This is a genomic window from Massilia orientalis (assembly GCF_030411975.2).
In the GTDB taxonomy this organism is placed as follows: Bacteria; Pseudomonadota; Gammaproteobacteria; order Burkholderiales; family Burkholderiaceae_D; genus Telluria; species Telluria orientalis.
The window spans coordinates 13,426-38,672 of record NZ_JASNRB020000019.1; the positions used below are offsets into that span (position 1 = coordinate 13,426).

The following is a 25,247-nucleotide window of genomic DNA, read 5'->3' on the forward strand; positions in this document are numbered from 1 at the left end:
CGGCCCACCCCCTCATGAGGCGAACCGGCATGCAGCGCGGGCGTCCCATGGTCGAAACCTCAATCTGTAGAAGATCATGAAAATTTCAGTTATCGGGACTGGTTACGTCGGACTGGTGTCTGGCGCCTGCTTCGCCGACGTCGGCAACACCGTGCTGTGCCTGGACGTCGATACGCGCAAGATCACGATGTTGAAGGACGGGATCATCCCGATCCACGAACCCGGCCTGGACAACCTGGTCCAGCGCAACGCCGCCGCCGGCCGCCTGCTGTTCTCGTCGAACTACGACGACGCCGTCAGCCACGCCGACATCATCTTCCTGGCCGTCGGTACGCCGCCGGACGAAGACGGCAGCGCCGACCTGACCCACATCCTGTCGGCCGCGCGCAGCATCGGCGAGCGCCTGACGAAGCCGGCCGTGATCGTCGACAAGTCGACCGTGCCCGTCGGCACCGCTGAAAAAGTGAAACGCGCCATCGCGGGCGAACTGGAGAAACGCGGTGTGAACGTCGCGTTCCACGTCGTCAGCAACCCCGAATTCCTGAAAGAAGGCGCCGCCATCGACGACTTCATGAAGCCGGACCGCATCGTGGTCGGCTTCGACGACCTTGAGGCCGGCAAGCAGATGCGCCAGCTGTACGCGCCGTTCAGCCGCAACCACGAGAAATTCGTCGAGATGGACATCCGCAGCGCCGAGCTGACCAAGTACGCGGCGAACGCGATGCTGGCCACCCGCATCAGCTTCATGAACGAGCTGGCCAACCTGTCCGAACTGCTGGGCGCCGACATCGAGGCCGTGCGCCTGGGCATCGGCATGGACCCGCGCATCGGTCCGGACTTCCTGTACGCCGGCATGGGCTATGGCGGTTCCTGCTTCCCGAAAGACGTCAAGGCGTTGATCAAGACCGCGTCCGACCACAAGAAGGAACTGCATCTCCTGACCGCGACCGAGAAGGTCAACGAGGAACAGAAGAACGTGCTGTTCACGAAGCTGGTGCGCTTCTTCGGCGGCGTGAGCAACCTGAACGGCAAGACGATCGCCCTGTGGGGCCTGTCGTTCAAGCCGAATACGGACGACATGCGCGAAGCGCCGAGCCGCATCCTGGTCAAGTCGCTGTTCGACGCGGGCGCCAACGTGGTCGCCTACGACCCGGTCGCCAGCACCGAAGCGAAGCGCGTCCTGGTGGCCGAGCATGGCGAGGACCAGTGCAATACCCGTCTGCGCATCGTCGAGTCGGCCAAACAGGCCGTCGAAGGCGCGGACGTGCTCGTGCTGGTCACGGAATGGAAGGAATTCCGCGCGCCGGACCTGCCGTTCCTGGCCGAGAACCTGAAACTGAAGGCCGTGTTCGACGGTCGTAACATCTACGATCCGGACGCCTTCGCCGCCGCCGGCCTCGTCTACGAAGGCATCGGCCGCCGTTCAGGGAAAGTCGAGCAATGACGGAAGCAGTGAGCAACAAGGGAACGATCCTCGTCACCGGCGCCGCCGGCTTCATCGGCAGCGCGGTGGCGGTGCGCCTGACCGCCATGGGTCACACCGTGGTCGGCTGCGACAACTTCAACGATTACTACGACCCGGCGCTGAAGCAGCATCGCGTCGAGGCGCTGTTGAAGCCGGCCGGCGTGCCGTGCGAGACCGTCGAACTGAGCGACGGGGAGCAGGTGGCCGCGCTGTTCGAGCGCGTGAAGCCGGCGCTCGTCGTGCACCTGGCCGCCCAGGCCGGCGTGCGCTATTCGCTGAAGAACCCGGCCGCGTACGTACAGGCGAACCTCGTCGCGTTCGGCCACATGCTGGAAGCGTGCCGCAACCACAAGGTCGAGCACCTGCTGTACGCGAGCAGCAGCAGCGTCTACGGCGCCAACGCCAAGACGCCGTTCAGCGAGGACGACGTCACCGACGCGCCCGTGTCGCTGTACGCCGCGACGAAAAAGTCGAACGAGCTGATGGCCCATTCGTACAGCCATCTGTACGGCATGCCGACCACCGGCCTGCGCTTCTTCACGGTGTATGGACCGTGGGGCCGCCCGGACATGGCTTACTTCAGCTTCGCGCGCAAGATGCTGGCGGGCGAGGCGATCCCCGTGTTCGCCGAAGGCAAGCTGTACCGCGATTTCACCTATATCGACGACATCGTCGAAGGCGTCGTCCGGTTGCTGTTCAAGCCGACGACTCCGGCAGGCAAGCCGCCGCACGCCATCTTCAACATCGGCAACCAGACGCCAGTGCAGGTGCTGGACTTTATTCGCACGCTGGAAGGCGCGCTCGACGTCAAGGCGACACTGGACTTCCAGCCGATGCAGCCGGGCGACGTGCCGGCCACGCACGCCGATACCAGCAAGCTGCAGGACTGGGTCGGCTACAAACCCACGACGTCACTGGAGACGGGTTTGCGTGAATTTGCGCGGTGGTATAATCGGGCGATACGTGAAAATGTTTCCTACCTGAAATGAAAAAAGTCCTCATCCTCGGCGTCAACGGTTTTATCGGCCACCATCTCTCCAAGCGCATCCTGGAGACGACCGATTGGGAAGTGTATGGCATGGATATGAACTCCGAGCGGATCGCGCATCTGCTGGACCATCCCCGCATGCACTTTTTTGAAGGCGACATCACCATCAACAAGGAGTGGGTCGAGTACCACGTCAAGAAGTGCGACGTGATCCTCCCGCTGGTGGCGATCGCGACGCCGTCGACGTACGTGAAGGAGCCGCTGCGCGTCTTCGAACTGGACTTCGAGGCGAACCTGCCGATCGTTCGCTCGGCCGCCAAGTACAAGAAACATCTTATTTTCCCGTCGACGTCGGAAGTCTACGGCATGAGCCCGGACTCGGAATTCGACCCGGAGAACTCGGAACTGGTCTACGGCCCGATCAACAAGCCGCGCTGGATCTACGCCTGCGCCAAGCAGTTGATGGACCGCGTGATCTGGGGCTACGGCATGGAAGGCCTGAACTTCACGCTGTTCCGTCCGTTCAACTGGATCGGCGCCGGCCTGGATTCGATCCACACGCCGAAAGAAGGCTCCTCGCGCGTGCTGACCCAGTTCCTCGGCCACATCGTGCGCGGCGAACCGATCCAGCTGGTCGACGGCGGCCAGCAGAAGCGTTCGTTCACCTATGTCGACGACGGCATCGACGCGCTGATGCGCATCATCGAGAACAAGGACGGCAAGGCCACCGGCAAGATCTTCAACGTGGGCAACCCGGTCAACAATTATTCGATCCGTGAACTGGCCGGCATGATGCTGGACCTGGCCGCCGAGTACCCGGAATATCGCGAGACGGCCAAGCAGGTGAAGCTGGTCGAAACGAGCTCGGGCGCCTACTACGGCACCGGCTACCAGGACGTGCAGAACCGCGTGCCGAAGATCGAGAACACGGTCTCGGAACTGGGCTGGAAGCCGCAGGTGTCCATGCGCGACGCGCTGGTCAAGATCTTCGATTCGTACAAGGACAAACTGGGCGACGCCGAGCAGCTCAACACCTGATCTGCGTTCGACCCTCGTTGAAAAGGCTGCCGCGGCAGCCTTTTTTATTCACATGCACATAGCCATTCTCGGCGGCGGCGTGGCGGGTGTCGCCAGCGCGATCGCTCTCAAACTGAAAGGCCACGACGTCACCGTCCACGAACGGCGCGCCGGCGACGCGAACATCGGCGCGGGCATCGTCGTGTGGCCGAATGCCGCCTTCGTACTGGCGCAGTTCGGCATCCTGGACGACCTGGCGGCCGTCGCGGGCCACCCGCGCGCGATGCGCCGCCTGTCGCGTGCCGGCGCGGACCTCGGTGCGCTGGACATCGGCCTGATCGAGGCGCGGATGGGCTATCCCAGCCTGTCCGTCCTCAGGAGCGATTTCCAGCGCATCCTGTCGGCACGGCTGCAGGCGCTGGGCGTCGCGGTCCGGTATGGCCGCAACGTCGCGCGCATCGAACCGGGCGCGGTCGTCCACTTCGACGACGGGGCGACCTTGACGGCGGATCTCGTCGTCGGCGCCGACGGCCGCATGGCATCGTGCGCCCGCCGCTACGTCACGGGCGGCAACACGCCCATCTACCAGGGCTTCATCAACTGGATCGGCGTCTGCGAGGGCGAGTTCGACGTGGACACGATCTCGGACTATTGGGGCACGGGCGCACGCTTCGGCATCGTGCCCGTCGCGCGCGACAAGGCGTATTGGGCCGGCGGCGCAGCGCAGGCCACGATCGGCGCGCGCGATCCGGACGCTTATCGGGACGAGCTGCAGCGCCTCTTCGCGGACTGGCCGGAACCGGTACGGCGCATCGTCGCCACCACGCCCGCCGCGCGCATCAACAAGATATACGTGCACGACCACGATCCCGTACCGACCTGGTACCGGGACAACCTGGTCATCATCGGCGACGCGGCCCATGCGGCCCTGCCCACGTCCGGCCAGGGCGCATGCCAGGCGCTGGAAGACGCGTGGCACCTGGCGAACTGCATCGAGGCGCATCCGGGCAATGTGGGCCAGGCCCTGCAAGCCTTCACCGCGCTGCGCTTCCAGAAGACGGCCGGGATCACGATGGCCGGCCGCGGCCTGGCGGCGTCGCTGTTCAACCGCGACGAGGCGTTCTGCCGCGAGCGCGACCGCGCCAGCCGGCACGCGGACTACGCGGATCTCGCACGGGCGATGGCGGATGGGTGGAGCCGGCATCTGCCGCTGTAAGTACGAGATGTCAATACGACCTCGGGGTTCTTGTTAATCCTTGTATCTGCCGGCAAACACGGCGTAAGTATTTGTAAAGTGCCCGGACAGGGTGGGGGGCAGGGCATATAGTCCTTATCAGTTTTTCTCTCTCTCTCCACTCTTGAAGTGGTCTTTGCCCACGGTTCCCCCACCGTGGGCTTTTTTCTGCCCGGAGCCCAAATGATCACGACCCGGTTCGCCCGCGCTGTCCTGTGCGCGCTCGCCATCGGCAGCGCCGTCCCTTCGTTCGCCGTCCCGCTGATGGACATGCGCGCCGACGACCTGCTGTTCATGTCCGCCGACGTAAAGAAATCCCTGAACCTGACCCCGAACCAGCAGACCTTGTGGAACCAGATGGAAGGCCGTTCGCGCTCCATCCTGCGCGAGCGCCAGCGCCGCCGCGAGACGCTGCAGGAACAGGCGAAGACGCTGCTGGCGAAGCCGGAGGTCGAATTGCGCGACCTGAACCGGGCCGTCGAGGCGGAAGCCGCGGCGACCAATACCGAGGACAAGCAGCTGCGCGAAGCGTGGCTGGAAGTGAACGATGCGCTCGACGACAAGCAGCGCGCCCAGGTCGCGACGTTCATCGGCGAGCAGTTGATGCGCGTGGTGCCGGAGGGGCGTTCGGGCACCGAACGCGGCGGCGAACGTGGCGGGGAGCGCGGCGGCGGCCGTCCGGGCGGCATGGGCGGCCACGGGCGTGGCGGGATGGGCGGCCCCGGCGGGGCGTCGATCAATCTCGGCGGCTGAGTCGTACATACAATGTATCGTTAAGTAAAAATCCGCTGCCGTTCGCTGATTCGACTATCCTTCCCCGCTAGAATTGGTGCCGCTGCGCAACCGATAACAACGATAGTCATGAGCATCAGCGAAGTCCTCAAGCGCCGGCTGCTGGCGATGCTCGTGCAGAGCGCGGCGACGGCGGCCCGGTGTATCGGCACACCGGGCCGTGTTACATTCGCGGATGGCCACAAGCCACCCCGCAGCACACAAGGACCCCTCTTGAAACGATACCTTCTCAGTACCCTGACCTTTTCCATGCTGACCACCTTCGTCTCCGCGCCAACCGCGGCGGCGGACCGCGCCGGCATCGACACGCAATACATCGACCCGAGCGTACGCGTGCAGGACGATTTCTTCACTTACCTGAACGGCAAGTGGCTCAAGACGACCGAGATCCCCGCCGACCGCTCGAGCTGGGGCACCTTCATGAAGCTGCGCGAGGACACGCAGCCGCAGCTCCTCGGCATCATCGAAGCGGACCAGAAGGACCCGCACAAGAAAGCCGGCACCGATGCGCAGAAGATCGCCGACCTGTACACGAGCTTCATGGACGAGAAGAAGCTGGAGACGCAGGGCTACAAGCCGCTGACGGGCGAACTGCAGCGCATCCGCACCCTGAAGGACAAGAAGGGCGTGCCGGACCTGATCGCGCACCTGTCGAAGATCGGCGTCGCGACGCCGTACGGCATCGCCGTGGCGCAGGACGCGAAAGCGTCGACGAAGTACGCCACCTACATCCGCCAGGGCGGCCTCGGCATGCCGGACCGCGACTACTACCTGAAGGCGGACGACGCCAGGATGGCCGCGGCCAAGGCGAAGTACGAACAGCACGTCGCGAAGATCCTGGCGCTCGCCGGCGACAAGGACGCCGACGCGAAGGCGAAGGCGATCGTCGCGTTCGAGACGGCACTGGCGAAGGCGCAGTGGACGAAGGTCGAACTGCGCGACCCGAACAAGAGCTACAACAAGATGGACGTGGCGCAGCTCGCCGCGCTGACGCCGGGCTATGACTGGAAGGCCGCGTTGGGCGCCGCCGGCGTGGGCAACCGGATCGACTACGTGATCGTCGGCCAGCCGAGCTACCTGCAAGGCCTCGACAAGCTCCTCGCCGACACCGACCTCGATACCGTCAAGGCGTACTTCCAGTGGCAGCTGCTGCGCGAATACGCGCCTTACCTGTCGAAGGCGTTCGTCGACGCGGACTTCGATTTCTACGGCAAGACGCTGACCGGCGCGGACGTCAACCGCCCGCGCTGGAAGATCGGCGTGTCCGTCGTCGAAGGCGCGCTGGGCGAGGCGCTGGGCCGCGAATACGTGGCGAAATACTTCCCGCCGGAGCGCAAGGCGCGCATGGAGGAACTCGTCAAGAACGTCCTCGCCGCGTACAGGGAATCGATCGACCAGCTCGACTGGATGGGCCCGGAGACCAGGAAGGAAGCCCAGGCCAAGCTGGCGAAGTTCACGCCGAAGATCGGCTATCCAAACAAGTGGCGCGATTACACCCGCCTGAGCGTCAGGAAGGATGACCTGGTCGGCAACGTGATGCGCGCCGCGACCTTCGCCTACAACCGCAACATCGACAAGCTGGGCAAGCCGATCGACCGCGAAGAATGGGGCATGACGCCGCAGACGGTGAATGCGTACTACAACTCGCGCATGAACGAGATCGTGTTCCCGGCCGCGATCCTGCAGCCGCCGTTCTTCGATGCGAGCGCGGACGACGCCGTCAACTACGGCGGCATCGGCGCCGTGATCGGCCACGAGATCGGCCACGGCTTCGACGACAAGGGCAGCCAGTCGGACGGCGAGGGCAATCTGCGCAACTGGTGGACGCAAGAGGACCAGGCGCGCTTCAAGGCCAAGACCGACATGCTGGTCAAGCAGTACGAGGCGTTCGAGCCGCTGCCGGGCTACCACGTCAACGGCGCCCTCACGCTTGGCGAGAACATCGGCGACAACTCGGGCCTCGCCATCGCGTACAAGGCTTATAAAATCTCGCTGCACGGCCAGCAGGCCCCCGTCATCGACGGCCTCACGGGCGACCAGCGCTTCTTCATGGGCTGGGCCCAGGTGTGGCGCTCGAAGATGCGCGAGGCGCAGCAGATCGTGCAGGTGAAGACCGACCCGCACTCGCCGGGCCAGTTCCGCGCCAACGGCACGCTGCGCAACCAGGCCGCGTTCTACGAGGCGTTCGGCGTGAAGGAAGGCGACAAGATGTATTTACCGCCGGAGCAGCGCGTCACCATTTGGTAACAAAAACGGATCGCCATCAGCGATAATCAGGAGCGGCGGTACCCCCGCCGGCCCACCATCCCACCCATAACAACCCGAGGGAGATGAAGAGATGATGAAGAAGCACACCCTGTTGAGCGCCCTGACCCTGGCGCTGCTTGCCAACGCCGGCCACGCGGCGGAAGGCGCCGCCGCCAAGAACACGGCCATGAAGAAGGGCCAGACCCTGGCCGCCGGCGTCGCCACCGAATACATCGATCCGGCGGTCCGCCCGCAGGACGATTTCTATGAATACCTGAACGGCAAGTGGATGAAGACGGTCGAGATCCCGGCCGACAAATCGAGCTGGGGCTCGTTCGCCAAGCTGCGCGACGACACGCTGCCGCAGCTGCGCGGCATCATCGAGAAAGCCGCCGCCGGCAACCCGGCCAAGGGCACCGACGCCCAGCGCATCGGCGATTACTACGCCAGCTTCATGGACGAAGCGAAGCTCGAGCAGCTGGGCATCACGCCGCTGAACGGCGAACTGGCGAAGATCGCGGCGCTGAAGGACAAGTCCGAGCTGCCCGCGCTGCTGGCGCACCTGGGCAAGATCGGCGTGAACGTGCCGTACGATTTCGGCATCCACCAGGACAACAAGGATTCGACCAAGTACGTCGCCGACATCTACCAGAGCGGCCTGGGCATGCCCGACCGCGACTACTACCTGAAGGCGGACGACGCCAAGCTGGCCGACGCGAAGGCCAAGTACCTGACGCACGTCGAGAAGACGCTGGCGCTGGCCGGCGACAAGAACGCCGCCGCCAACGCGAAGGCCATCGTCGACTTCGAGACGGAGCTGGCCAAGGTGCAGTGGACCAAGGTCGAACTGCGCGACCCGATCAAGGCCTACAACAAGGTGCCGCTGGCCGACATGGGCAAGGTCGCGCCGGACTACGACTGGAACGGCTACCTGCAGGCCACCGGCATCGCCGGCAAGACGACCTATGTGATCGTCAGCCAGCCGACCTACCTGAAGGGATTCGCCGAGATCTCCAACAAGACCTCGCTGGACACCTGGAAGGCCTACCTGACGATGCACCTGGTGGACGCGTACGCGAGCTACCTGAACAAGGCCTTCGTCGACGAGCGCTTCGACTTCTACGGCAAGACCCTGTCGGGCGTGAAGGAAATGGAACCGCGCTGGAAGCGTGGCGTGGGCGCGATCGAGCGTTCGCAGGGCGAGTCGCTGGGCAAGCTGTACGTGGCCGAGTACTTCCCGCCGGAGCGCAAGGCGCGCATGGAGGCGCTGGTCAAGAACCTGCTGGTCGCCTACAAGCAGAGCATCGACAAGCTGGACTGGATGTCGCCGGCCACCAAGAAGGAAGCGCAGGCCAAGCTGGCCAAGTTCACGCCGAAGATCGGCTACCCGAACAAGTGGAAGGATTACTCGGCCCTGGTCGTCTCGCGTGACGACCTGGTGGGCAACGTGATGCGTTCGCGCGACGTCGAGTACAACCGCGAACTGAACAAGCTGGGCAAGCCGATCGACCGCGACGAGTGGGGCATGACGCCGCAGACCATCAACGCGTACTACAACCCGGAGATGAACGAGATCGTGTTCCCGGCCGCGATCCTGCAGCCGCCGTTCTTCGACGCCAAGGCGGATGATGCCGTGAACTACGGCGGCATCGGCGCCGTGATCGGCCACGAGATCAGCCACGGTTTCGACGACCAGGGCGCCCAGTACGACGGCGACGGCAACCTGCGCGACTGGTGGACCGCGGCCGACCACAAGAACTTCGAGGCCAAGACGAAGATGCTGGTCAACCAGTACAACCAGTTCGAGCCGATCAAGGGCTACCACGTGAACGGCGAACTGACGCTGGGCGAGAACATCGCCGACAACTCGGGTCTCGCGATCGCTTATAAAGCCTACAAGATCTCGCTGAAGGGCAAGAAGGCGCCCGTGATCGACGGCTTGAGCGGCGAACAGCGCCTGTACATGGGCTGGGCCCAGGTGTGGCGTACCAAGATGCGCGAACAGCAGCAGATCGTGCAGGTGAAGACCGACCCGCACTCGCCGGGCCAGTTCCGCGCCAACGGCACGCTGCGCAACCAGCCGGGCTTCTACGACGCCTTCAAGGTCAAGCAGGGCGACAAGATGTACCTGGCGCCGCAGGAGCGCGTCATCATCTGGTAATCCCGGCCCCAACGCCATCCCGCAGTCCGGGGATGGCGTTGTCGTTGTTAGCGGTCGCAAATACAACACGGTTACAACTTGATGCTCTTAAAGCTTGCAAATATGCTAAAGTTCGCGACGCTGTCCCATCGTTGACCTTTCCCCGACATACATGCAAGCGGTTTTCCAGAAACCCTCGTCCCGGTTCCTTTGCCTGGCTTATTTGTGCGCCGTCCTCGTCGGCGCGCTGGCCGTGTTCATGGCGAAGTCGTACCAGTCCGGTTTTTCCGGGGCGGATGAACCGTCGCACTTCCTCAACGGTTATTTTGTCTCCGATTACATTGCTCGCCATTTCGGCAGCAATCCGATGGGCGCGGCCACCGATTTCTACGTCCATTATCCGAAAATCTCGATCGGGCACTGGCCGCCGGCCTATTACGGCATCCTCGGTCTCGTATTCCTCGTACTGCCGCCGACCTTGCCGGTGATCTTCGCCGTCAACGTCCTGTTCGCCGCACTGCCGGCGATCGGCGTCGCCGCGGCGCTGTCCATGCTGGCCGACCGCCGCGCCGCGCTGGCCGGCGCGCTCGTCTACGCGGTGACGCCGCTGGTGCTCGAAGGTCACGTGATGTTCATGGCGGACCAGCCGCTGACCGCCTGCCTGGTCGCCGCCACCGCCGTCTGGATCGCGTTCAGCGTGCGTCCCGGCTGGGGCAGTGCGCTCGGGTTCGCGCTGCTCGCCGCAACGGCCGTGCTCGTCAAGGGCAACGGCTGGCTCGTCGTGTTCGTTCCCGTCTTCCACATCCTGCTGACGGCCAACTGGAAACTGCTGCTGTCGGTGCGGCTGTACGTCGCCGCCGCGCTGGCGGCCGCCATCGTCGTGCCGTGGTACATGCTGACGGCCAAGATCGCCGCCGACGGTTTCAACTATCAGGCCGGCCTGCCGTATGCGGCGAAGGCGCTGCTGTACAACCTGCAGGCCCTGGGGCGGAACGTGACGCCCGTCGGCGGCCTGCTGGCCCTGTACGCCATCGTGGCCGAGTTCCGCGCACGCCGCGCCGAGCCGCAGCGCTGGACGATCGTCAGCGCCGCGATCAGCCTGCTGCTGGCGACCCTGCTGCTGCAGTCGCTGGTGCCGGTCGACATCGTCGAACGCTACATGGCGCCCGCGCTGCCGGCCGTCGTCGTGCTGGCCGTGCTCGGCGCCGTGCGCCTGCTGGCGCACCTCCGTGCAGGCATGCCCGCACCGGCGCTCGCCGCGTTGGCGGTCGTGATGGCCGTGCCGGGCATCATGCACCTGGTCCAGCGCGCGCCGAAGGCCGATACCGGCATCGCCGCCGTGACCGACCGGCTGGCCGCCGCCAAACCCGTGCTGACCGTCATCGACGGCAGCGCCTCCACCGAAGGCTGGTTCATCGCCGACATGGCCGTGCACGACAGCGCGCTGCGCGGCTACGTCGTGCGGGCGTCGAAGCTGCTGGCCGACTCGAATTTCATGGGCACCACCTATACCCTCAAGTACCACGACACCGCGGACGTGCTGGCCGAACTGCACCGGCTGGGCGTCCAGCACGTCGTCATCGTGCGCGAGGGCGGCAAGGACGCCTATCCGCACAGCGCCCAGGTGCGCGAGGCACTGGCGCGCGCCGATTCCGGCTTCCGGCTCGGCCAGACCCTGCCGCACCAGTACCGGTCGGGCGTCACCGAAGTCTACGACGCCGTCGCCCCGGCCCGGCCCGACATCGCGGCCGTCCGCAACATGGGCCTGCCGGCCAAGGCGACGGCGCTCACCAAATTGCAGTAATCCCAGTTCACCCGTCACACAACAGTATCCGCAGCGAGGACGCAGCATGCCTTCCACACTGAAAACCAACGTATTGCCGATCGAAGCGGCCCGCGCCGCATATGCCGGCCTCGACATCGCAGTGATCCTGCCTTGTTATAACGAGGAGGCCGCCATCGGCGCCGTCGTCGAAGGCTTCCGGCGCGAACTTCCGCAGGCGCGGATTTACGTCTACGACAACAACTCCAAGGACCGCACGTCCGAAGTGGCCGCGGCCGCCGGCGCCATCGTGCGCGCCGAGACCCTGCAGGGCAAGGGCAACGTCGTGCGCCGCATGTTCGCCGACATCGATGCCGACATCTACCTGATGTGCGACGGCGACATCACCTACGACGCCGCGAGCGCGCCGGCGCTGATCGCCAAGCTCGTCGACGAAAACCTGGACATGGTCGTCGGCTGCCGTGTCGACTCGGAGGAAGCCGCCTACCGCGCCGGCCACCGCTTCGGCAATGCCCTGTTCACGGGCTTCGTCGCGCACCTGTTCGGCAACCGCTTCACCGACATCCTGTCGGGCTACCGCGTGTTCTCGCGACGCTACGTGAAATCGTTCCCGGCGCTGTCGAACGGCTTCGAGACCGAGACCGAGCTGACCGTGCACGCGCTGCAGCTGCGCATGCCGATCGGCGAACTGGACACGCCGTACGGCGCGCGCCTGGAAGGCTCCACCAGCAAGCTGTCGACCTACCGCGACGGTTTCCGCATCCTGCTGATGATCACGAAACTGTTCAAGAACGAGCGGCCGCTGCTGTTCTTCACGGTCCTGTTCGCGCTGCTGGCGCTGGTGTCGATCGGCGTGTCGATCCCGGTGCTCGTGACCTACCTCGAGACGGGCCTGGTGCCGCGCCTGCCGACCGCCGTGCTGGCCGCCAGCATGATGCTGCTGGCCTTCCTGGCGCTCACCTGCGGCCTCGTGCTCGACACCGTCACCCATGGCCGGCGCGAGATGAAGCGCCTGGCCTACCTGACCGTGCCGTCGGTCGGGGCCACGCGCGAGAAAAAGGCTTGAAGCAGTTCTTCCGTTTCTGCCTCGTCGGCGCGCTGGGCTTCGTCACCGACTTCGGCGTCCTGTACGCCGTCGTCAAGGGCCTGGGCCTCGGCCCCACGAGCGGGCGCATCGTGTCGTTCCTCGTGGCCGCCACGGTCACGTGGAAGGCCAACCGCCATTTCACGTTCGTGAAGCAGGACGCCGGCTCCGTGCGCGAGTGGCTGCAGTATCTGGCGTTCACCGGCGTGGGCGGCTTCATCAACGTGGCCGTCTACCAGACCTGGCTCTGGTTCACCGACCACAGCACGCTGAACCTGTTCCTCGGCGTCGTGGCCGGGTCGGCGGTGGCGCTGATGTTCAACTTCGTGATCTCCAAGCGCGCGGTGTTCGCCGAGCGGCGCGCGGTGCAATAAAAGAAGGCCGCTCGAAGCGGCCTTCTTTCATGGTGCGGGTATAGCGATTACTGCGTCACGCTCGAGTAGGAGCACGACTTGACCTGGCCGCGTGCCGGGTCGCCGAACACGGCGTTGGTGCAGGCCACCGGACCGGTCACGACCTTCGAGGTGTAGATCGTGCTGGTGCCGTAGCGGACTTCACGCTTGCCGGTGAACGAGCAGGTGCCGTTTTCGGTGGCGCAGGCCGTGAAGGTCGGCGTGCTGGCCACCGGCGCGGCGGCCGTGGTCGTGCCGGCGTAGCTGCACGACTTGACAACGCCGCGGATCGGATCGCCGAACACGGCGGTCGTGCACGGGGTCGACGCGGTGATCATTTTCGACGTGTACACACCGTTCGCGCCGAAGCGGACTTCACGGGTGCCGCTGAACGCGCAGGTCGAGCCTTCGTTGCCGCAAGCGGTCCAGGACGCGGTCGTCGTGGTCGGCGCGGTGAGCGATTCGTACGCGCCGATGTCGATCTGGCCGACCACCGGACGGGCTTCGCCCGCAGCGACAGCCTTGTACTGCGCGACAGCCTTCAGCGACACGCCCTTGGCCGACACGCCCGGGTCCGAACCGGCATCGATCACCAGCGCGCTGCCGACCGGATGCAGGTCGTACGCGGCGCGGTTCGCGAAGCTCGGCGATGCCGAACGGTAGTTCGTCTTGTCGATCGTCGATGCCTGCGTGCTGAACGTGCCCACGCCGGCATAGATGTTGTTCTGGGCCACGGCCGGGGTCGGCACCTTGCCGCTGACGAACATGAACGTACCGCCGCTGCCCATGTCGTTCAGGAACGTGTTGTTGATGACGTACAGGTCGCTGCCGGCGTTGACCGCGCCTTCTTCACCGTAGGCCAGCATCGCGGAGTTCGAGTTCGAGGCCGGTTGCTGGATGATGTTACCGATGACGTAGGACGTACCGGCGTTCGGCAGGTCGATCTCGTACGACGGCTTGCCGGCGGCGGTGCTGCCCGTCTCGCCCGGGTTCAGGCTCGAGAAGCGGTTGTACGCGATCAGGTTGGTGTCCGCACGCGACTTCAGGTTGTGGCCGACGTTGGCGTCGTGCGAGAAGTTGTAGCGGAACGTCAGGCTCTTCACGTGGCCGATGTACAGGTTGTGCGACTGGCCGTCGCCTGCGCCGTTGTGGCCGAATTCGGTGTTCTCGATCACGACGTCGCTGTTCGCGTTGGCGTTCGCCAGGATACCGTTCTGGTTATCGTGGAGGAACGAGTTACGCAGCGTGAAACCGGCCGCTTCGAGGCGGAACGCGGCGCCGTTCGCGTCGGGCACTTTAGCGCCGTACATTTCGACGTTGTCCACGGTCAGGTTGTTGCCGTCGACGACCCAGATGCCTTTGCCACCGGCGTTCTTGCCGGCCGCATCGATCTTCGGACGGCCATTGACGCCGCGGATGGTCAGGTTGTGGCGCATGATGTAGCAGACGTCGCCGCTATACGTGGTGTTGCCGGTGATTTCGATGACGTCGCCATCCTTGGCGGCGGCGATCGCGGCGCACGGCTTGGCGTAGGTCTTGCCCGGGCCAACCGACAGCGTCGCTGCGGATGCAGTGGTCACACCTGCGAACGCCATCAGGACGGCAGCAGCAAGGTGCGATGCGGAGAATTGGGTGGTGCGCGATGCGGTTTGTTGCATGTCGATGTCCTCGTAAGCAGATTGCCTGTCAGCAGTTGTGCCTGCTGGAAAGTTGCAGAATACGAGGTTTGAGATCGACGGTTTGTAACGAAGTGTAACCGAAAATAGCTAAACGGCAAGCCTGAAAAGAGGCTAATTATTGTTCCTTTTAGCCTTATTTAGTAGAGCAAAAGAACATTTTGTGATCGCTTTTTCTAGCATCCACTACAAGAAAAAGGAAGCCTGAAACGACTTTTTACGGTTTTTCCCTATGGAATGTAATTTCCGGTGGAAAATTTATCGACAGAGCCAGAGTGACAATATGCATATCTGACTGGCAAGTGCCGAGCTGTCACCCGTTGTCGGAATGACTATGAAAAAAAATTTTCGAAATCAAGAGGATGTTGCGTTCACGCCGCAGTTTTTTTCGAAAAAATTTGTGTTGGCGACCAGCCCATTCGTGGACTGTACAGAAAAAGTTCAGTCCTGGAAACTATATTATAAGGAAAAGTTGTATCTGGAGTAATTGCGGACTATTAATGAGACTTTGACGCCACAAACGGGCGCGGATCCGAGCGCCACAAAAACAAAAAACGCGGCACGAGGCCGCGTTTTTTCGGAAGGGGACAAGCCCCGCGAATTACTTGTAGCTGCAGGACTTGGCGATCCTGTAAGCCGGGTCACCGAAGACGGCGTTCGTGCAGGCAACCGGACCCGTCACGGTCTTGGTCACATAGTAGCCGTTGGCGCCGTAGCGGACCTGGTGGGTACCCGTGATCGAGCAGGTACCGCCTTCGGCCGCGCACGCCGTCCAGGCGGTGTCGTTGGTGGCCGGCGCGGTCGGGGCCGGGGCCGGGGTCGTGGTGCCCGAGGTGCCCGAGGTCGCGATCGTGTTGCTGGAGTAGCTGCAGGTCTTCAGCTGGCCTTTTGCCGGGTCGCCGAACACGGAATTCGCGCAGTAGATGGAACCCGTGAACGTCTTGGTCGAGAACGAGGTACCGGCGCCGAAGCGGACTTCACGGGTGCCGCTGAACACGCAGGTGCCGCCTTCGCCGGAGCACGGAATCCACGACGGGCCCGTGGCCGCGGTCGCCGTCACGGTCGAGAGTGCGCTGGAATAGCTGCAGGTCTTGGCGACGCCGCGGATCGGATCGCCGAACACGGCGCTCGTGCACGCGGTCGAGCCGGTGACCACTTTCGACGTATAGATGCCGTTGGCACCGAAGCGGACTTCACGCGTACCGCTGAACGAGCAGGTCGAACCTTCGTTGCCGCAGGCAGTCCAGGTCACGGCCGTGGTGTTCGCAGCGTCGCCCGTCACTTCATAGGCGCCGATGTCCAGCTGGCCGGCCACCGGACGTGCTTCACCGGACGCGGTGGCTTTATATTGTGCGACCGGGGTCAGCGACACGCCCTTGGCCGACTTGCCCGGATCCGTACCGGCATTGATCACCAGCGCGCTGGCGGTCGGATGCAGGTCCCATTTGGCACGGTCGACGAAGCCCGGGGAGACCGAACGGTAGTTGTTCTTCACGATGGAGCTCGCCTGGGAGCTGAGGGTACCGATGCCGCCGAAGATATTGTTCTGGATCACCGCCGGGGTCGGGACCTTGCCGCTGACGAACAGGAACGTGCCGTCGCCGTACTCGTTGAGGATCGTGTTGTTGATGACGTACAGGTCGCTGCCGGCGTTGATCGCGCCTTCTTCGCCGTAGGCCACGATGGCCGGGTTCTGGTTGGCGGCCGGCTGGACGATGACGTTACCGATGATGTAGGAGGTACCGGCGTTCGGCAGGTCGATCTCGTACGACGGCTGGCCGGTGGCGGTGCTGCCCGTTTCGCCCGGCGGCGTGCTGGAGAAGCGGCTGTACGCGATCATGTTGGTATCCGCGCGCGACTTCAGGTTGTGGCCGACGTTCGCATCGTGCGAATAGCTGTAGCGGAACGTGAGGCTCTTCACGTGGCCGATGTACAGGTTGTGCGTCTGGCCGTCGCCGCGGCCGTTGTGGCCGAATTCCGTGTATTCGATCAGGATGTCGCTGTTCAGGTTGGCATTCGCCAGGATGCCGTTCTCGTTGTCGTGGATGAACGAATTACGCAGCGTAAAACCCGCGCCCTGCAGGCGGAACGCGGCGCCGTTGCCGTCCATGACCTTCGCGCCGTACATCTCGACGTTGTCGACCGTCAGGTTGTTGCCGTTGACGACCCAGATACCCTTGTCGGCCGCGTTCTTGCCGGCGGCGTCGATCTTCGGACGGCCGTTGACGCCGCGGATGGTCAGGTTGTGGCGGTTGATGCTGCAGGCATCGCCGCTGTACGTGGTATTGCCGGTGATTTCGATGACGTCGCCGTCCTTGGCGACCGCGATGGCGGCGCAGGGTTTGGCATAGGTCTTGCCGGGGCCCACGGACAGCGTGGCTGCGGAAGCGGAGGTCACACCTGCGAAGGCCATCAGAATGGTGGCAGCCAGGAGTGAATGGTTACGCAAAGTGTGCATGAGATTCCTCGTAAAGTTTCTGTGCGGGAAGTAATTCCCGCTGGCAAGATGCAGAATACGAGGTTTCTGTTCCGCTCTTTGTAACGGCGTGTAACAACAGTTGGTCAATTAAAAAGACCTGGAACAAAACGTTCGCCGTACCGTTCAGAATTATGCATGCCAAAAATTCCATCTTGATGACGTCTTGAACATTTTATTCGGTCTTTTGGTGTTTGTGTTTCCTCAACCCAACTTTTATTCTCCCTATGAAACGCGCGAGTTTTGGTAACCAGAGACCAATAGTTAAAAATTTATAAGAGGTCTTAGCGTTTAGGCACAACGCGGCCGTTTTCACTTTTTTGAGAAAAGTCAGCGGAAAAAACGCTTACGGCCGCGAAATGTTGCGTATAAGCGTCAGCGGCGGCCGGTGCCGCTCGTCCACGGATCCGCCGCCGGACCCGCTTTCAGGACGACCTCGTTGACCAGGGGCCGCAGCGTGAAGCCGGCACGGTCGATGAAGCCCGGTTTGTCCATGCGACGGTTGTCTTTCTGCACGGCGTTGCTCTGCGTGCTCACGGTGCCAGGACCGGCGAAGACATTGTTCTGGATTAGGGCAGGGGTCGATACCTTGCCGCTGATGAACAGGAACGTGCCGCTGCTGAAGTCGTTCAGGAAGGTGTTATTGATGACATACAGATCCTGGCCGGGATTCGTCGCTCCTTCTTCGCCATACGCCACGATGTTCGGATTGTCGTTGATGGCCGGCTGCTCGATCACGTTGCCGATGATGTAGGACGTGCCGGCGTTCGGCAGGTCGATTTCGTACGACGGCTTGCCGCTCGCCGTGCTGCCCGGCCGGCCCGGGGGCGTGCTCGAGAAGCGGTTGTACGCGATCATGTTGAACATCGCGCGCGACTTGAGGTTGTGGCCGATGTTGGCGTCGTGCGAATAGTTGTAGCGGAAGGTCAGGCTCTTCGCGTTGCCGATGTACAGGTTGTGCGTCTGGCCGTCGCCGTGGCCGTTGTGGCCGAATTCGCTGTGCTCGATCACGACGTTGCTGTTGCGGTTCGCACCCATCAGGATGCCATTTTCGTTGTCGTGGATAAAAGCCTGGCGCAGCGTGAAATTCGTGCCTTCCAGCCGCAGCGCCGCGCCGTTGCCGTCCATGACTTTCGAGCCCAGCATCTCCACGTTCTCGACCGTGATGTTGCTGCCGGTGACGACCCAGGTCCCCTTGTTGCCGAACTGGCGTCCGGCCGCGTCGATGACCGGCCGGCCCTGCACGCCGCGGATGGTCAGGTTGCTGCGGGCGATCGCACAGGTGTCGCCGCTGTACGTCCAGTCGCCGACGATCTCGATGGTGTCGCCATCCCTGGCGGCGGCGATGGCCGCGCACGGCGCGACATAGGTCTTGCCCGGACCGACCGACAGCGTGGCGGCGCCCGCAGCGCCGGCCGTGGCCAGCAGTGCCGCAGCGAGGGACAGGCGGATGACGGGGGTGTACGACGGTGACACGTTCATTCCTTATCTCATTCATGAAAAAACCGTCCCGCAGGACGGTTTTTCCGGCTTATTTCGCGGCCGCGACCATATAGTCCACCGCGGCTTTCACGTCGGCATCGGGCGCCGTGGAACCGCCTTTCGGCGGCATCACACCGGCCTTGCCCTGAAAGCCCTTGATGGCGTGCTCGTACAGCGTATTCGTGCCTTGCGCGATGCGCGGCGCCCATGCGGCCTTGTCGCCGAACTTGGGCGCGCCGGCGATGCCGGCGGTGTGGCAGGCCGTGCAGGCCGTATTGAACAGGGCCTTGCCCGCTTCGTTGTTGCCGGCCACGGCCGGCGTCGCGATCGCGCCCGCGGTGGGTGGCGTGCCCGGCGTCGCTGCCGGCAGGGCCGGGGCGGGTGCGGCTGCTGCTGCCGGTGCGGCTGCGGCCTGGGCCGGCGCCTGGGCGCCTGCCGCCGGGGCTTCCGGCTCCTTGAACTTGGCGCCCGACTGGTTGGTCATATAGACCACGGCGCGGGCGACTTCGATGTCGTCGAGATCGGGATTGCCGCCCTTGGCCGGCATGGCGCGGATGCCTTGCACGGCGTGTTGGACGAGGGTGTCGTAGCCCTGGGCGATGCGGGCGCTCCAGGCACTTGCGTCACCAGCCTTCGGCGCACCTGCTGCGCCCGAGCCATGGCAGGCGACGCAGGTGGCGCTATACACGGCCTGGCCCGATTGCAGCATCTTGGGCGCGTTCACGTCCTTGAACGCAAACCCTTCCTCGGCCACCGGGCGTACGCGCGTCGCGACGGCTTGCGCACTCTGGCTTTCGGACCCGGCGCCACCCAGGGGCTTGTTGGTGGCAAAGATCACCAGCAGGATGATGCCGATGACGATGACCAGGAAAAAACCAGCCACTGCGATGATCAGTTGCTTGGGAGTCCGGATAAAGGATTGGTGTTCGTTGTGCGCGTCGCTCATGATTTCCTTAATACAAATTAAAAAAACCTGCTTCTGCCCTGCGGAATACGTGGAATACTTATTTATATGCAATGCCGCCGGGCGATTATAGACCCAAAGACACTTGGTGGAAACGCAATTTCCCGCTGGAGCGGACGGTTGCCATAGACGACGCCCGGGAAAGACTGTATCCTTCGCATCGCTTCCTCCAGCGCGGCTGTAGCTCAGTGGATAGAGTATTGGCCTCCGAAGCCAAGGGTCGTGGGTTCGATCCCCGCCAGCCGCGCCATGCCTTCCTGTCCCCCGCACACCGTAGTGCCCGTTTCCTTCCGGATTTGCTGCAAATGTGTCAACATTCGACACTGCAGCCGATTTTCCAGCCATTTCAAAGAGGACGACGATGAGCGCCAAGGTTTTTGTGGTGATAGTGACCTACAACGGATCCAAGTGGGTGACCCCGTGCTTTTCCAGCCTGCGCAAGTCGACCGTGCCGCTGCACACGATCGTCATCGACAACGGATCGAAGGACGACACGCTGGCGCGCATCGCGGCCGAGTATCCGGAAGTGGAGGTCGTCGCTACCGGAACGAACCACGGGTTCGGCAAGGCCAACAACATCGGCATGGAAATGGCGTACCAGCGCGGCGCGGACTATGTCTTTCTGCTCAACCAGGATGCCTGGATCGATCCGGACGCGGTGCAACAACTCGTCGAGGCGCACCAGCGGCATCCCGCCTATGGCGTCATCAGCCCGATGCACCTGAATGGCGCCGGCGACGGCCTCGATTACGGCTTTTCGAACTACATCGCGCCGAACAAATGCCGGGGCTTGTACTCGGATCTCTTCCTCGGCCGCCTGAAGGACGTGTACGACGTCGGCTTCGTGAATGCCGCCGCCTGGCTGGTGACGCGCGCCTGCATGGAAAAGGTGGGCGGCTTCAGTCCGTCGTTCTTCCATTACGGCGAGGATGACAATTACACGCAGCGCCTGCAGTTCCACAAACTGAAACTGGGCGTCCTGCCCGCGTCGCGCATCTATCACGACCGCGAACAGCGCCCGCCCAGCAAATTCTTCGAATCGGGCGAAACCTTCCGGCGCGAAGTCATCGCGCGCAGCTCGAACCCGAACACGCATTTCTCCTTCGGCCGCGAGTGGGTGTCCGTGTTCGCCCACCTCGGCTTTGCGCTCGCGCGCGTGAACATGCAGGACGTCAAACTGCAACTGGCCAAGATCCGCCTGCTGGCCGGCATCGACAAGGCAGCCATCGCCGCCAACCGCGAGCGCAGCAAGACCGGCCGCGCCGCTTTCCTCGCTCTCGACGCCGGCAACGCCGCTGCCTACCCGGAAGACATAACATTACGACAAGTTACGAGCGCTCAATAACCATGCTTACAACACTCCGGGACGTAAGGACAAGGTATTGCTTGCCTGTTTAGACCGCAGCCACTTATTCTGCTGTTCTCGGCGTGTTTCGATTCATGCGCACGGTATGTCTTGTTGCTAACTTGTAATCGATAAAATGTTATTATCTCATCAGCACGGCGGTGAGGATTCGTGAAAATTCGATGGGCTCCCACGATGTGAACGTTGGTCTGCAAACGACGATGGCACAAGGCGCCGTTGTCGGCAAGGCGAGTTGACTCGTCGAACGGGCAGGCGTTTTCCGTGCTGACTCAAAGTTATCGTAATAGCAACCAAGCGGAACGGAATCAATATGAAGCCAGACGAGGTCATCGCAGTAGTGGGATTGGGTTATGTAGGTTTGCCGCTGGCTGTCGAGTTCGGCAAGCTCGGCCCGACGATCGGGTTCGATTTGTCGACGACAAAGGTCGAGAGCTACAAGAAATTTGTCGATCCCGCCGGTGAGGTGTCGACTGAGCAATTGCGTTCGGCGCGCCACCTGAGCGTCACCACCGATCCGGCCGCGCTGGCCCAGGCCGATTACATCCTGATCGGCGTTCCGACCCCCGTCGACATCGCCCACGTGCCCGACTTTGCGCCGCTGATCAGCGCCAGCGAGACCGTCGGCAAGCACATGAAGCGCGGTGCGATCGTCATCTATGAATCGACCGTGTATCCGGGCGCGACCGAGGAAGTCTGCATCCCCGTCCTGGAAAAATTCTCCGGCATGAAGTGGAAGGATGGCTTCCACGTCGGCTTCTCGCCCGAGCGCATCAACCCGGGCGACAAGGAACACACGCTGACCAACGTGATGAAAGTGGTGTCCGGCGACGACGCGGCGACCCTGGAGCGCGTGGCGGCCATGTACGAGACCGTCGTCAAGGCCGGCGTGCATCGCGCGTCCAGCCTGAAGGTCGCGGAAGCGGCCAAGGTCATCGAGAATACGCAGCGCGACCTGAACATCGCGCTGATGAACGAACTGGCGATCATTTTCGACAAGATCGGCATCGATACGCTGGAAGTGCTGAAGGCCGCCGGCACGAAATGGAACTTCCTGCCGTTCCGTCCTGGCCTGGTGGGCGGCCACTGCATCGGCGTCGACCCGTACTACCTGACGCACAAGGCCGAGATGATCGGCTACCACCCGCAGGTGATCCTGGCGGGGCGCCGCATCAACGACGGCATGGCCAAGTTCGTGGCCGAAAAGACCGTCAAGTCGATGATCTCGGCGGGCTTCCACGTCAAGGGTTCGAAAGTCAACGTGATCGGCCTGACGTTCAAGGAAAATTGCCCGGACCTGCGCAATTCCAAAGTCGCGGATATTGTGTACGAGCTACAGTCTTACGGTGTCGAAGTGCACGTGCACGACCCGGTGGCCGAAGCGGACGAAGCGCAGCATGAATACGGCATCGCACTGGAGCGCTGGGAAGACCTGCCGAAGGGGGATGCCCTCATCGTTGCGGTGCCGCACAAGGAAGTGCTGGCGCGTTCGCTGACGGATTTCCAGTCCAAGCTGAACGACGGCGGCTGCTTCGTCGACGTCAAGGCGCAGTTCGATCCGAACGGGATCCGCGAGGCTGGCTACTGCCTCTGGCGTTTGTAATGTATCGCCGGCATCCGCAGCTGCGGATGCCGTGACTATTCGATGGGTCGTGCCGAGGGCAGGCCGCTTGGACCCCGAGCCTTGCCGTTTTGCATGTGATGATGACAATGACAGTTCCAGGCTATTTCCGGCCTTGTTTTATTTCCTTGAGTCAAGAACTTTTGGGAACGCGCACGCGTATCCCGGCTCAACTATTGGTTGTGCAAATCAGCAATAACAGCTACACCGGAGGCAATTGTGCTTAGGATTTCTAATCACTATGTGTCGAAGATCGTATTCGTCCTGCTGTTCGTCGAAGTGTTGGTGCTGCTTGGCGCAGCCTACATCGGCGCGACGGTGCGGTTCATGGAACTGGGACAGAACGCGTCCCTGCCCAACCTCGACCATCACTTCTTTACATCCGCCATCGCATTCACCGCCGCGATCATCTTCAGCATGAGCGCCATGGGCATGTACCAGCTCGACTTCAACGAAGGCCTGCGCCATCCGTTCTTCATGAAGCTGATGCCCTCGTTCCTGATGGGCTTCCTGATCCTGACGCTGGTGTTCTACGTGGCGCCCGACCTGTATTTCGGCCGCGGCATCATGGCGCTCGTGTTCGGCATCGCCGCGGGCGGCATCTTCCTGGCGCGCATGGTGTTCTTCAAGTCGTCCGAGCTGCGCTTCCTGGAAACCCGCATCCTGTTCCTGGGCAGCGGCCCGCTCGCCAAGGAATGCAGCGACCTGGCGATGCAGAGCACCAGCTACCACCGCTACAACATCGCCGGCTTCGTGCCGACGCCGACCGAGGAATTGTGCGTGCCGGGGACCAGCCTGCTGAAGTCGCGCGAGGGCGAATCGCTCGTCGCGCTGGCGCGCCAGTACAACGTCGAGGAAATCGTCGTCTCCGTGCAAAACCGCCGCGGCGGCTTCCCTATCAAGGATTTGCTCGAGTGCAAGCTGCAGGGCTTCAAGGTCACCGACGCCGCCACCTTCTTCGAGCGCGAGACCTGCCAGATCCGCGTCGATTCGCTGCAGCCGTCGTGGCTCGTGTTCGGCGGCGGCTTCGACCAGAGCTTCGTACGCACGTTCATGAAGCGCAGCTTCGACATCATCTGCAGCCTGATCATCATGATGCTGACGCTTCCGCTGATGCTGCTGGCGGCGCTGGCCGTCAAGCTGGAAGACGGCGGTCCCGTGTTCTATTCGCAGGAACGGATCGGCAAGGATGGCGCCGCGTTCTTCGTCCACAAATTCCGCAGCATGCGCACCGACGCGGAAAAGGGCGGCAAGCCGCAATGGGCGCAGCAGAACGATCCGCGCATCACGCGCGTCGGCAATTTCATGCGCAAGACGCGTATCGACGAGCTGCCGCAGGTGCTCAACGTGCTCAAGGGCGACATGTCGTTCGTGGGCCCGCGCCCGGAGCGCCAGTACTTCGTCGACCAGCTGATCGAGGTGGTCCCGTATTACAACGTGCGTCACAGCGTCAAGCCGGGCATCACCGGCTGGGCCCAGGTGCGCTACGGCTACGGCTCCTCGGCCGAGGACGCGCTGCAGAAGCTGCAGTACGATCTGTACTACGTAAAGAACAACAGCCTGTTCCTGGACGTCCTGATCCTGATCGACACCCTGAAGGTCGTCCTGTTCCGCAGCGGACGCTGATGTTCCCTGCGGCCGCATCGTGCCCAGTAACGTGATCAATATCGCTGCTTCCAGCTACGCACTGGCCGCCACCGGCTTCCTCGCACTGGGCCTGTCGGTCCTGTCGGGCTGGCACGGCCGCGTCCAGCGCGGCACGCTGAGCGCCGCCTGCCTGGCGACGGCGGCATGGGCCGCGGCGCTGGGCCTGGATGCGGTCCAGGAGATCCTGTGGAACACGGGCACGGCCGCGCTCGAGGTGCTGCGCGACGGCGCCTGGTCGCTGTTCCTCGTGGCCCTGCTCGGCGACTGGCGCAGCGACGCGGACGGCCAGCCGGCCCGCCTGATCCTCGGCCGCTTCCCCGCGCCGCGCGCGGGACTGCTGGCGGCGGGATGCGTCTATCTGCTGCTGCTGCAGAAGCTGTCGCGCAGCGAGAATGCCGACAAGCCGCAGCCGCTGGCCGTCGACGACGTCGTGCGCCAGGCGCTGGCCCTCAAGAGCGCGTTCGAGCCGCACCCGCAACTGCTCGTCGAGCAGGCGGGCCTCGCGGTGCTGGCCGACCGCGAGCGCCTGGAGCGCGTGCTGGGCCACCTGATCCAGAACGCGATCGAGGCGACGCCGCGCGACGGCAACGTGATGGTCCGCGTGGCCCTGCCGGCCGACGGGCGCGTGGACGCCGTCGAGGTCGAGATCACGGACACCGGCGAAGGCATGACGGAAGAATTCATCCGCGAGCGCCTGTTCAAGCCGTTCGACTCCACCAAGTCGGCCGGCATGGGCATCGGCGTGTTCGAAAGCCGCGAATACATCACCGAGCTGGGCGGGACGCTGGACGTGTCCAGCCAACCCCGGCTCGGTACCACGTTCAAGGTCGTCCTGCCGCTGCACCGCGTCGCGGCCGCCGCGACGATCGCCTGAAA

General features: G+C 63.4%; 18 protein-coding genes and 1 tRNA gene. 15 read left to right on the forward strand and 4 right to left on the reverse strand.

Translation table 11 applies throughout. The annotated features are described in order from the left end of the window. Nucleotides 1-76: 76 nt before the first annotated feature. From QPK29_RS25450 to QPK29_RS25495, 10 genes are all read left to right on the forward strand, one after another. Nucleotides 77-1,444: a UDP-glucose dehydrogenase family protein gene (locus QPK29_RS25450; protein ID WP_371770456.1), complete on the forward strand. Its 1,368-nt coding sequence runs from the start codon at nt 77-79 to the stop codon at nt 1,442-1,444. Then, nucleotides 1,441-2,454, forward strand: a complete 1,014-nt coding sequence (locus tag QPK29_RS25455; RefSeq protein WP_371770455.1) for an NAD-dependent epimerase/dehydratase family protein — start codon at nt 1,441-1,443, stop codon at nt 2,452-2,454. Before QPK29_RS25450 ends, QPK29_RS25455 begins: the two co-directional genes overlap by 4 nt. Beyond that, nucleotides 2,451-3,491 carry a bifunctional UDP-4-keto-pentose/UDP-xylose synthase gene (locus QPK29_RS25460; RefSeq protein WP_056134049.1) on the forward strand — a complete coding sequence of 347 codons (1,041 nt, stop codon included), beginning with the start codon at nt 2,451-2,453 and terminating at the stop codon, nt 3,489-3,491. The genes QPK29_RS25455 and QPK29_RS25460 overlap by 4 nt, the downstream gene beginning before the upstream one ends. Before the next feature lie 52 nt (nt 3,492-3,543). Continuing rightward, nucleotides 3,544-4,686: an FAD-dependent monooxygenase gene (locus tag QPK29_RS25465; RefSeq protein WP_371770454.1), complete on the forward strand. Its 1,143-nt coding sequence runs from the start codon at nt 3,544-3,546 to the stop codon at nt 4,684-4,686. Between the two features lie 201 nt (nt 4,687-4,887). After that, complete coding sequence (locus QPK29_RS25470; RefSeq protein ID WP_371770453.1) at nt 4,888-5,457, forward strand: Spy/CpxP family protein refolding chaperone; 570 nt, start codon at nt 4,888-4,890, stop codon at nt 5,455-5,457. Between the two features lie 288 nt (nt 5,458-5,745). Continuing rightward, the gene (locus tag QPK29_RS25475; protein ID WP_371770516.1) at nt 5,746-7,743 is read left to right on the forward strand and encodes a M13 family metallopeptidase; all 1,998 of its coding nucleotides are present in this window, start codon (nt 5,746-5,748) and stop codon (nt 7,741-7,743) included. A gap of 94 nt (nt 7,744-7,837) precedes the next feature. Next, nucleotides 7,838-9,904 carry a M13 family metallopeptidase gene (locus tag QPK29_RS25480; RefSeq protein ID WP_371770515.1) on the forward strand — a complete coding sequence of 689 codons (2,067 nt, stop codon included), beginning with the start codon at nt 7,838-7,840 and terminating at the stop codon, nt 9,902-9,904. Nucleotides 9,905-10,055: 151 nt separating this feature from the next. Beyond that, nucleotides 10,056-11,687: an ArnT family glycosyltransferase gene (locus QPK29_RS25485; protein WP_371770452.1), complete on the forward strand. Its 1,632-nt coding sequence runs from the start codon at nt 10,056-10,058 to the stop codon at nt 11,685-11,687. Between the two features lie 46 nt (nt 11,688-11,733). Beyond that, complete coding sequence (locus QPK29_RS25490; protein ID WP_082577621.1) at nt 11,734-12,732, forward strand: glycosyltransferase family 2 protein; 999 nt, start codon at nt 11,734-11,736, stop codon at nt 12,730-12,732. After that, nucleotides 12,729-13,124: a GtrA family protein gene (locus QPK29_RS25495; protein WP_371770451.1), complete on the forward strand. Its 396-nt coding sequence runs from the start codon at nt 12,729-12,731 to the stop codon at nt 13,122-13,124. The genes QPK29_RS25490 and QPK29_RS25495 overlap by 4 nt, the downstream gene beginning before the upstream one ends. A 47-nt stretch (nt 13,125-13,171) precedes the next feature. On the opposite strand, the gene QPK29_RS25500 is transcribed toward QPK29_RS25495, so the two are convergent. The 4 genes from QPK29_RS25500 to QPK29_RS25515 all read right to left on the reverse strand — a co-directional run bounded on the left by QPK29_RS25500 (nt 13,172) and on the right by QPK29_RS25515 (nt 19,722). After that, a complete protein-coding gene (locus tag QPK29_RS25500; protein ID WP_229412299.1) occupies nt 13,172-14,800 on the reverse strand; it encodes a hypothetical protein in 1,629 nt (542 codons plus the stop codon). Nucleotides 14,801-15,419: 619 nt separating this feature from the next. Continuing rightward, on the reverse strand, nt 15,420-17,216 hold the full coding sequence (locus tag QPK29_RS25505; RefSeq protein WP_400189856.1) for a right-handed parallel beta-helix repeat-containing protein: 1,797 nt from the start codon (nt 17,214-17,216) through the stop codon (nt 15,420-15,422). Between the two features lie 453 nt (nt 17,217-17,669). Next, nucleotides 17,670-18,776 (reverse strand): right-handed parallel beta-helix repeat-containing protein, encoded by a 1,107-nt coding sequence (locus tag QPK29_RS25510; RefSeq protein ID WP_371770450.1) that lies wholly within the window; start codon nt 18,774-18,776, stop codon nt 17,670-17,672. A gap of 49 nt (nt 18,777-18,825) precedes the next feature. Next, entirely contained in the window at nt 18,826-19,722 is an 897-nt protein-coding gene (locus QPK29_RS25515) for a c-type cytochrome (protein ID WP_160407003.1), read from the reverse strand. Nucleotides 19,723-19,914: 192 nt separating this feature from the next. Between QPK29_RS25515 and QPK29_RS25520 the strand changes: the two genes are divergently transcribed. The 5 genes from QPK29_RS25520 (at nt 19,915) to QPK29_RS25540 (ending at nt 25,245) form a co-directional block, all read left to right on the forward strand. Next, nucleotides 19,915-19,990: transfer RNA gene (locus tag QPK29_RS25520), tRNA-Arg, on the forward strand. Nucleotides 19,991-20,122: 132 nt separating this feature from the next. Then, nucleotides 20,123-21,085 (forward strand): glycosyltransferase family 2 protein, encoded by a 963-nt coding sequence (locus QPK29_RS25525; protein WP_400189857.1) that lies wholly within the window; start codon nt 20,123-20,125, stop codon nt 21,083-21,085. 331 nt (nt 21,086-21,416) lie between these two features. Further along, on the forward strand, nt 21,417-22,706 hold the full coding sequence (locus QPK29_RS25530; protein ID WP_056134137.1) for a nucleotide sugar dehydrogenase: 1,290 nt from the start codon (nt 21,417-21,419) through the stop codon (nt 22,704-22,706). Between the two features lie 261 nt (nt 22,707-22,967). Continuing rightward, the gene (locus QPK29_RS25535) at nt 22,968-24,350 is read left to right on the forward strand and encodes a TIGR03013 family XrtA/PEP-CTERM system glycosyltransferase (RefSeq protein ID WP_229412297.1); all 1,383 of its coding nucleotides are present in this window, start codon (nt 22,968-22,970) and stop codon (nt 24,348-24,350) included. Between the two features lie 31 nt (nt 24,351-24,381). Then, entirely contained in the window at nt 24,382-25,245 is an 864-nt protein-coding gene (locus QPK29_RS25540) for an ATP-binding protein (protein WP_400189858.1), read from the forward strand. Nucleotides 25,246-25,247 lie beyond the last annotated feature (2 nt).

What these genes read in the sequence shown, in the direction of transcription:
- QPK29_RS25450 (WP_371770456.1), top strand. Translation starts at nt 77, where the DNA reads ATGAAAATTTCAGTTATCGGGACTGGTTACGTCGGACTGGTGTCTGGC.
- QPK29_RS25455 (WP_371770455.1), top strand. Translation starts at nt 1,441, where the DNA reads ATGACGGAAGCAGTGAGCAACAAGGGAACGATCCTCGTCACCGGCGCC.
- QPK29_RS25460 (WP_056134049.1), top strand. Translation starts at nt 2,451, where the DNA reads ATGAAAAAAGTCCTCATCCTCGGCGTCAACGGTTTTATCGGCCACCAT.
- QPK29_RS25465 (WP_371770454.1), top strand. Translation starts at nt 3,544, where the DNA reads ATGCACATAGCCATTCTCGGCGGCGGCGTGGCGGGTGTCGCCAGCGCG.
- QPK29_RS25470 (WP_371770453.1), top strand. Translation starts at nt 4,888, where the DNA reads ATGATCACGACCCGGTTCGCCCGCGCTGTCCTGTGCGCGCTCGCCATC.
- QPK29_RS25475 (WP_371770516.1), top strand. Translation starts at nt 5,746, where the DNA reads ATGCTGACCACCTTCGTCTCCGCGCCAACCGCGGCGGCGGACCGCGCC.
- QPK29_RS25480 (WP_371770515.1), top strand. Translation starts at nt 7,838, where the DNA reads ATGAAGAAGCACACCCTGTTGAGCGCCCTGACCCTGGCGCTGCTTGCC.
- QPK29_RS25485 (WP_371770452.1), top strand. Translation starts at nt 10,056, where the DNA reads ATGCAAGCGGTTTTCCAGAAACCCTCGTCCCGGTTCCTTTGCCTGGCT.
- QPK29_RS25490 (WP_082577621.1), top strand. Translation starts at nt 11,734, where the DNA reads ATGCCTTCCACACTGAAAACCAACGTATTGCCGATCGAAGCGGCCCGC.
- QPK29_RS25500 (WP_229412299.1), bottom strand. Translation starts at nt 14,800, where the DNA reads ATGCAACAAACCGCATCGCGCACCACCCAATTCTCCGCATCGCACCTT.
- QPK29_RS25510 (WP_371770450.1), bottom strand. Translation starts at nt 18,776, where the DNA reads ATGAACGTGTCACCGTCGTACACCCCCGTCATCCGCCTGTCCCTCGCT.
- QPK29_RS25515 (WP_160407003.1), bottom strand. Translation starts at nt 19,722, where the DNA reads ATGAGCGACGCGCACAACGAACACCAATCCTTTATCCGGACTCCCAAG.
- QPK29_RS25530 (WP_056134137.1), top strand. Translation starts at nt 21,417, where the DNA reads ATGAAGCCAGACGAGGTCATCGCAGTAGTGGGATTGGGTTATGTAGGT.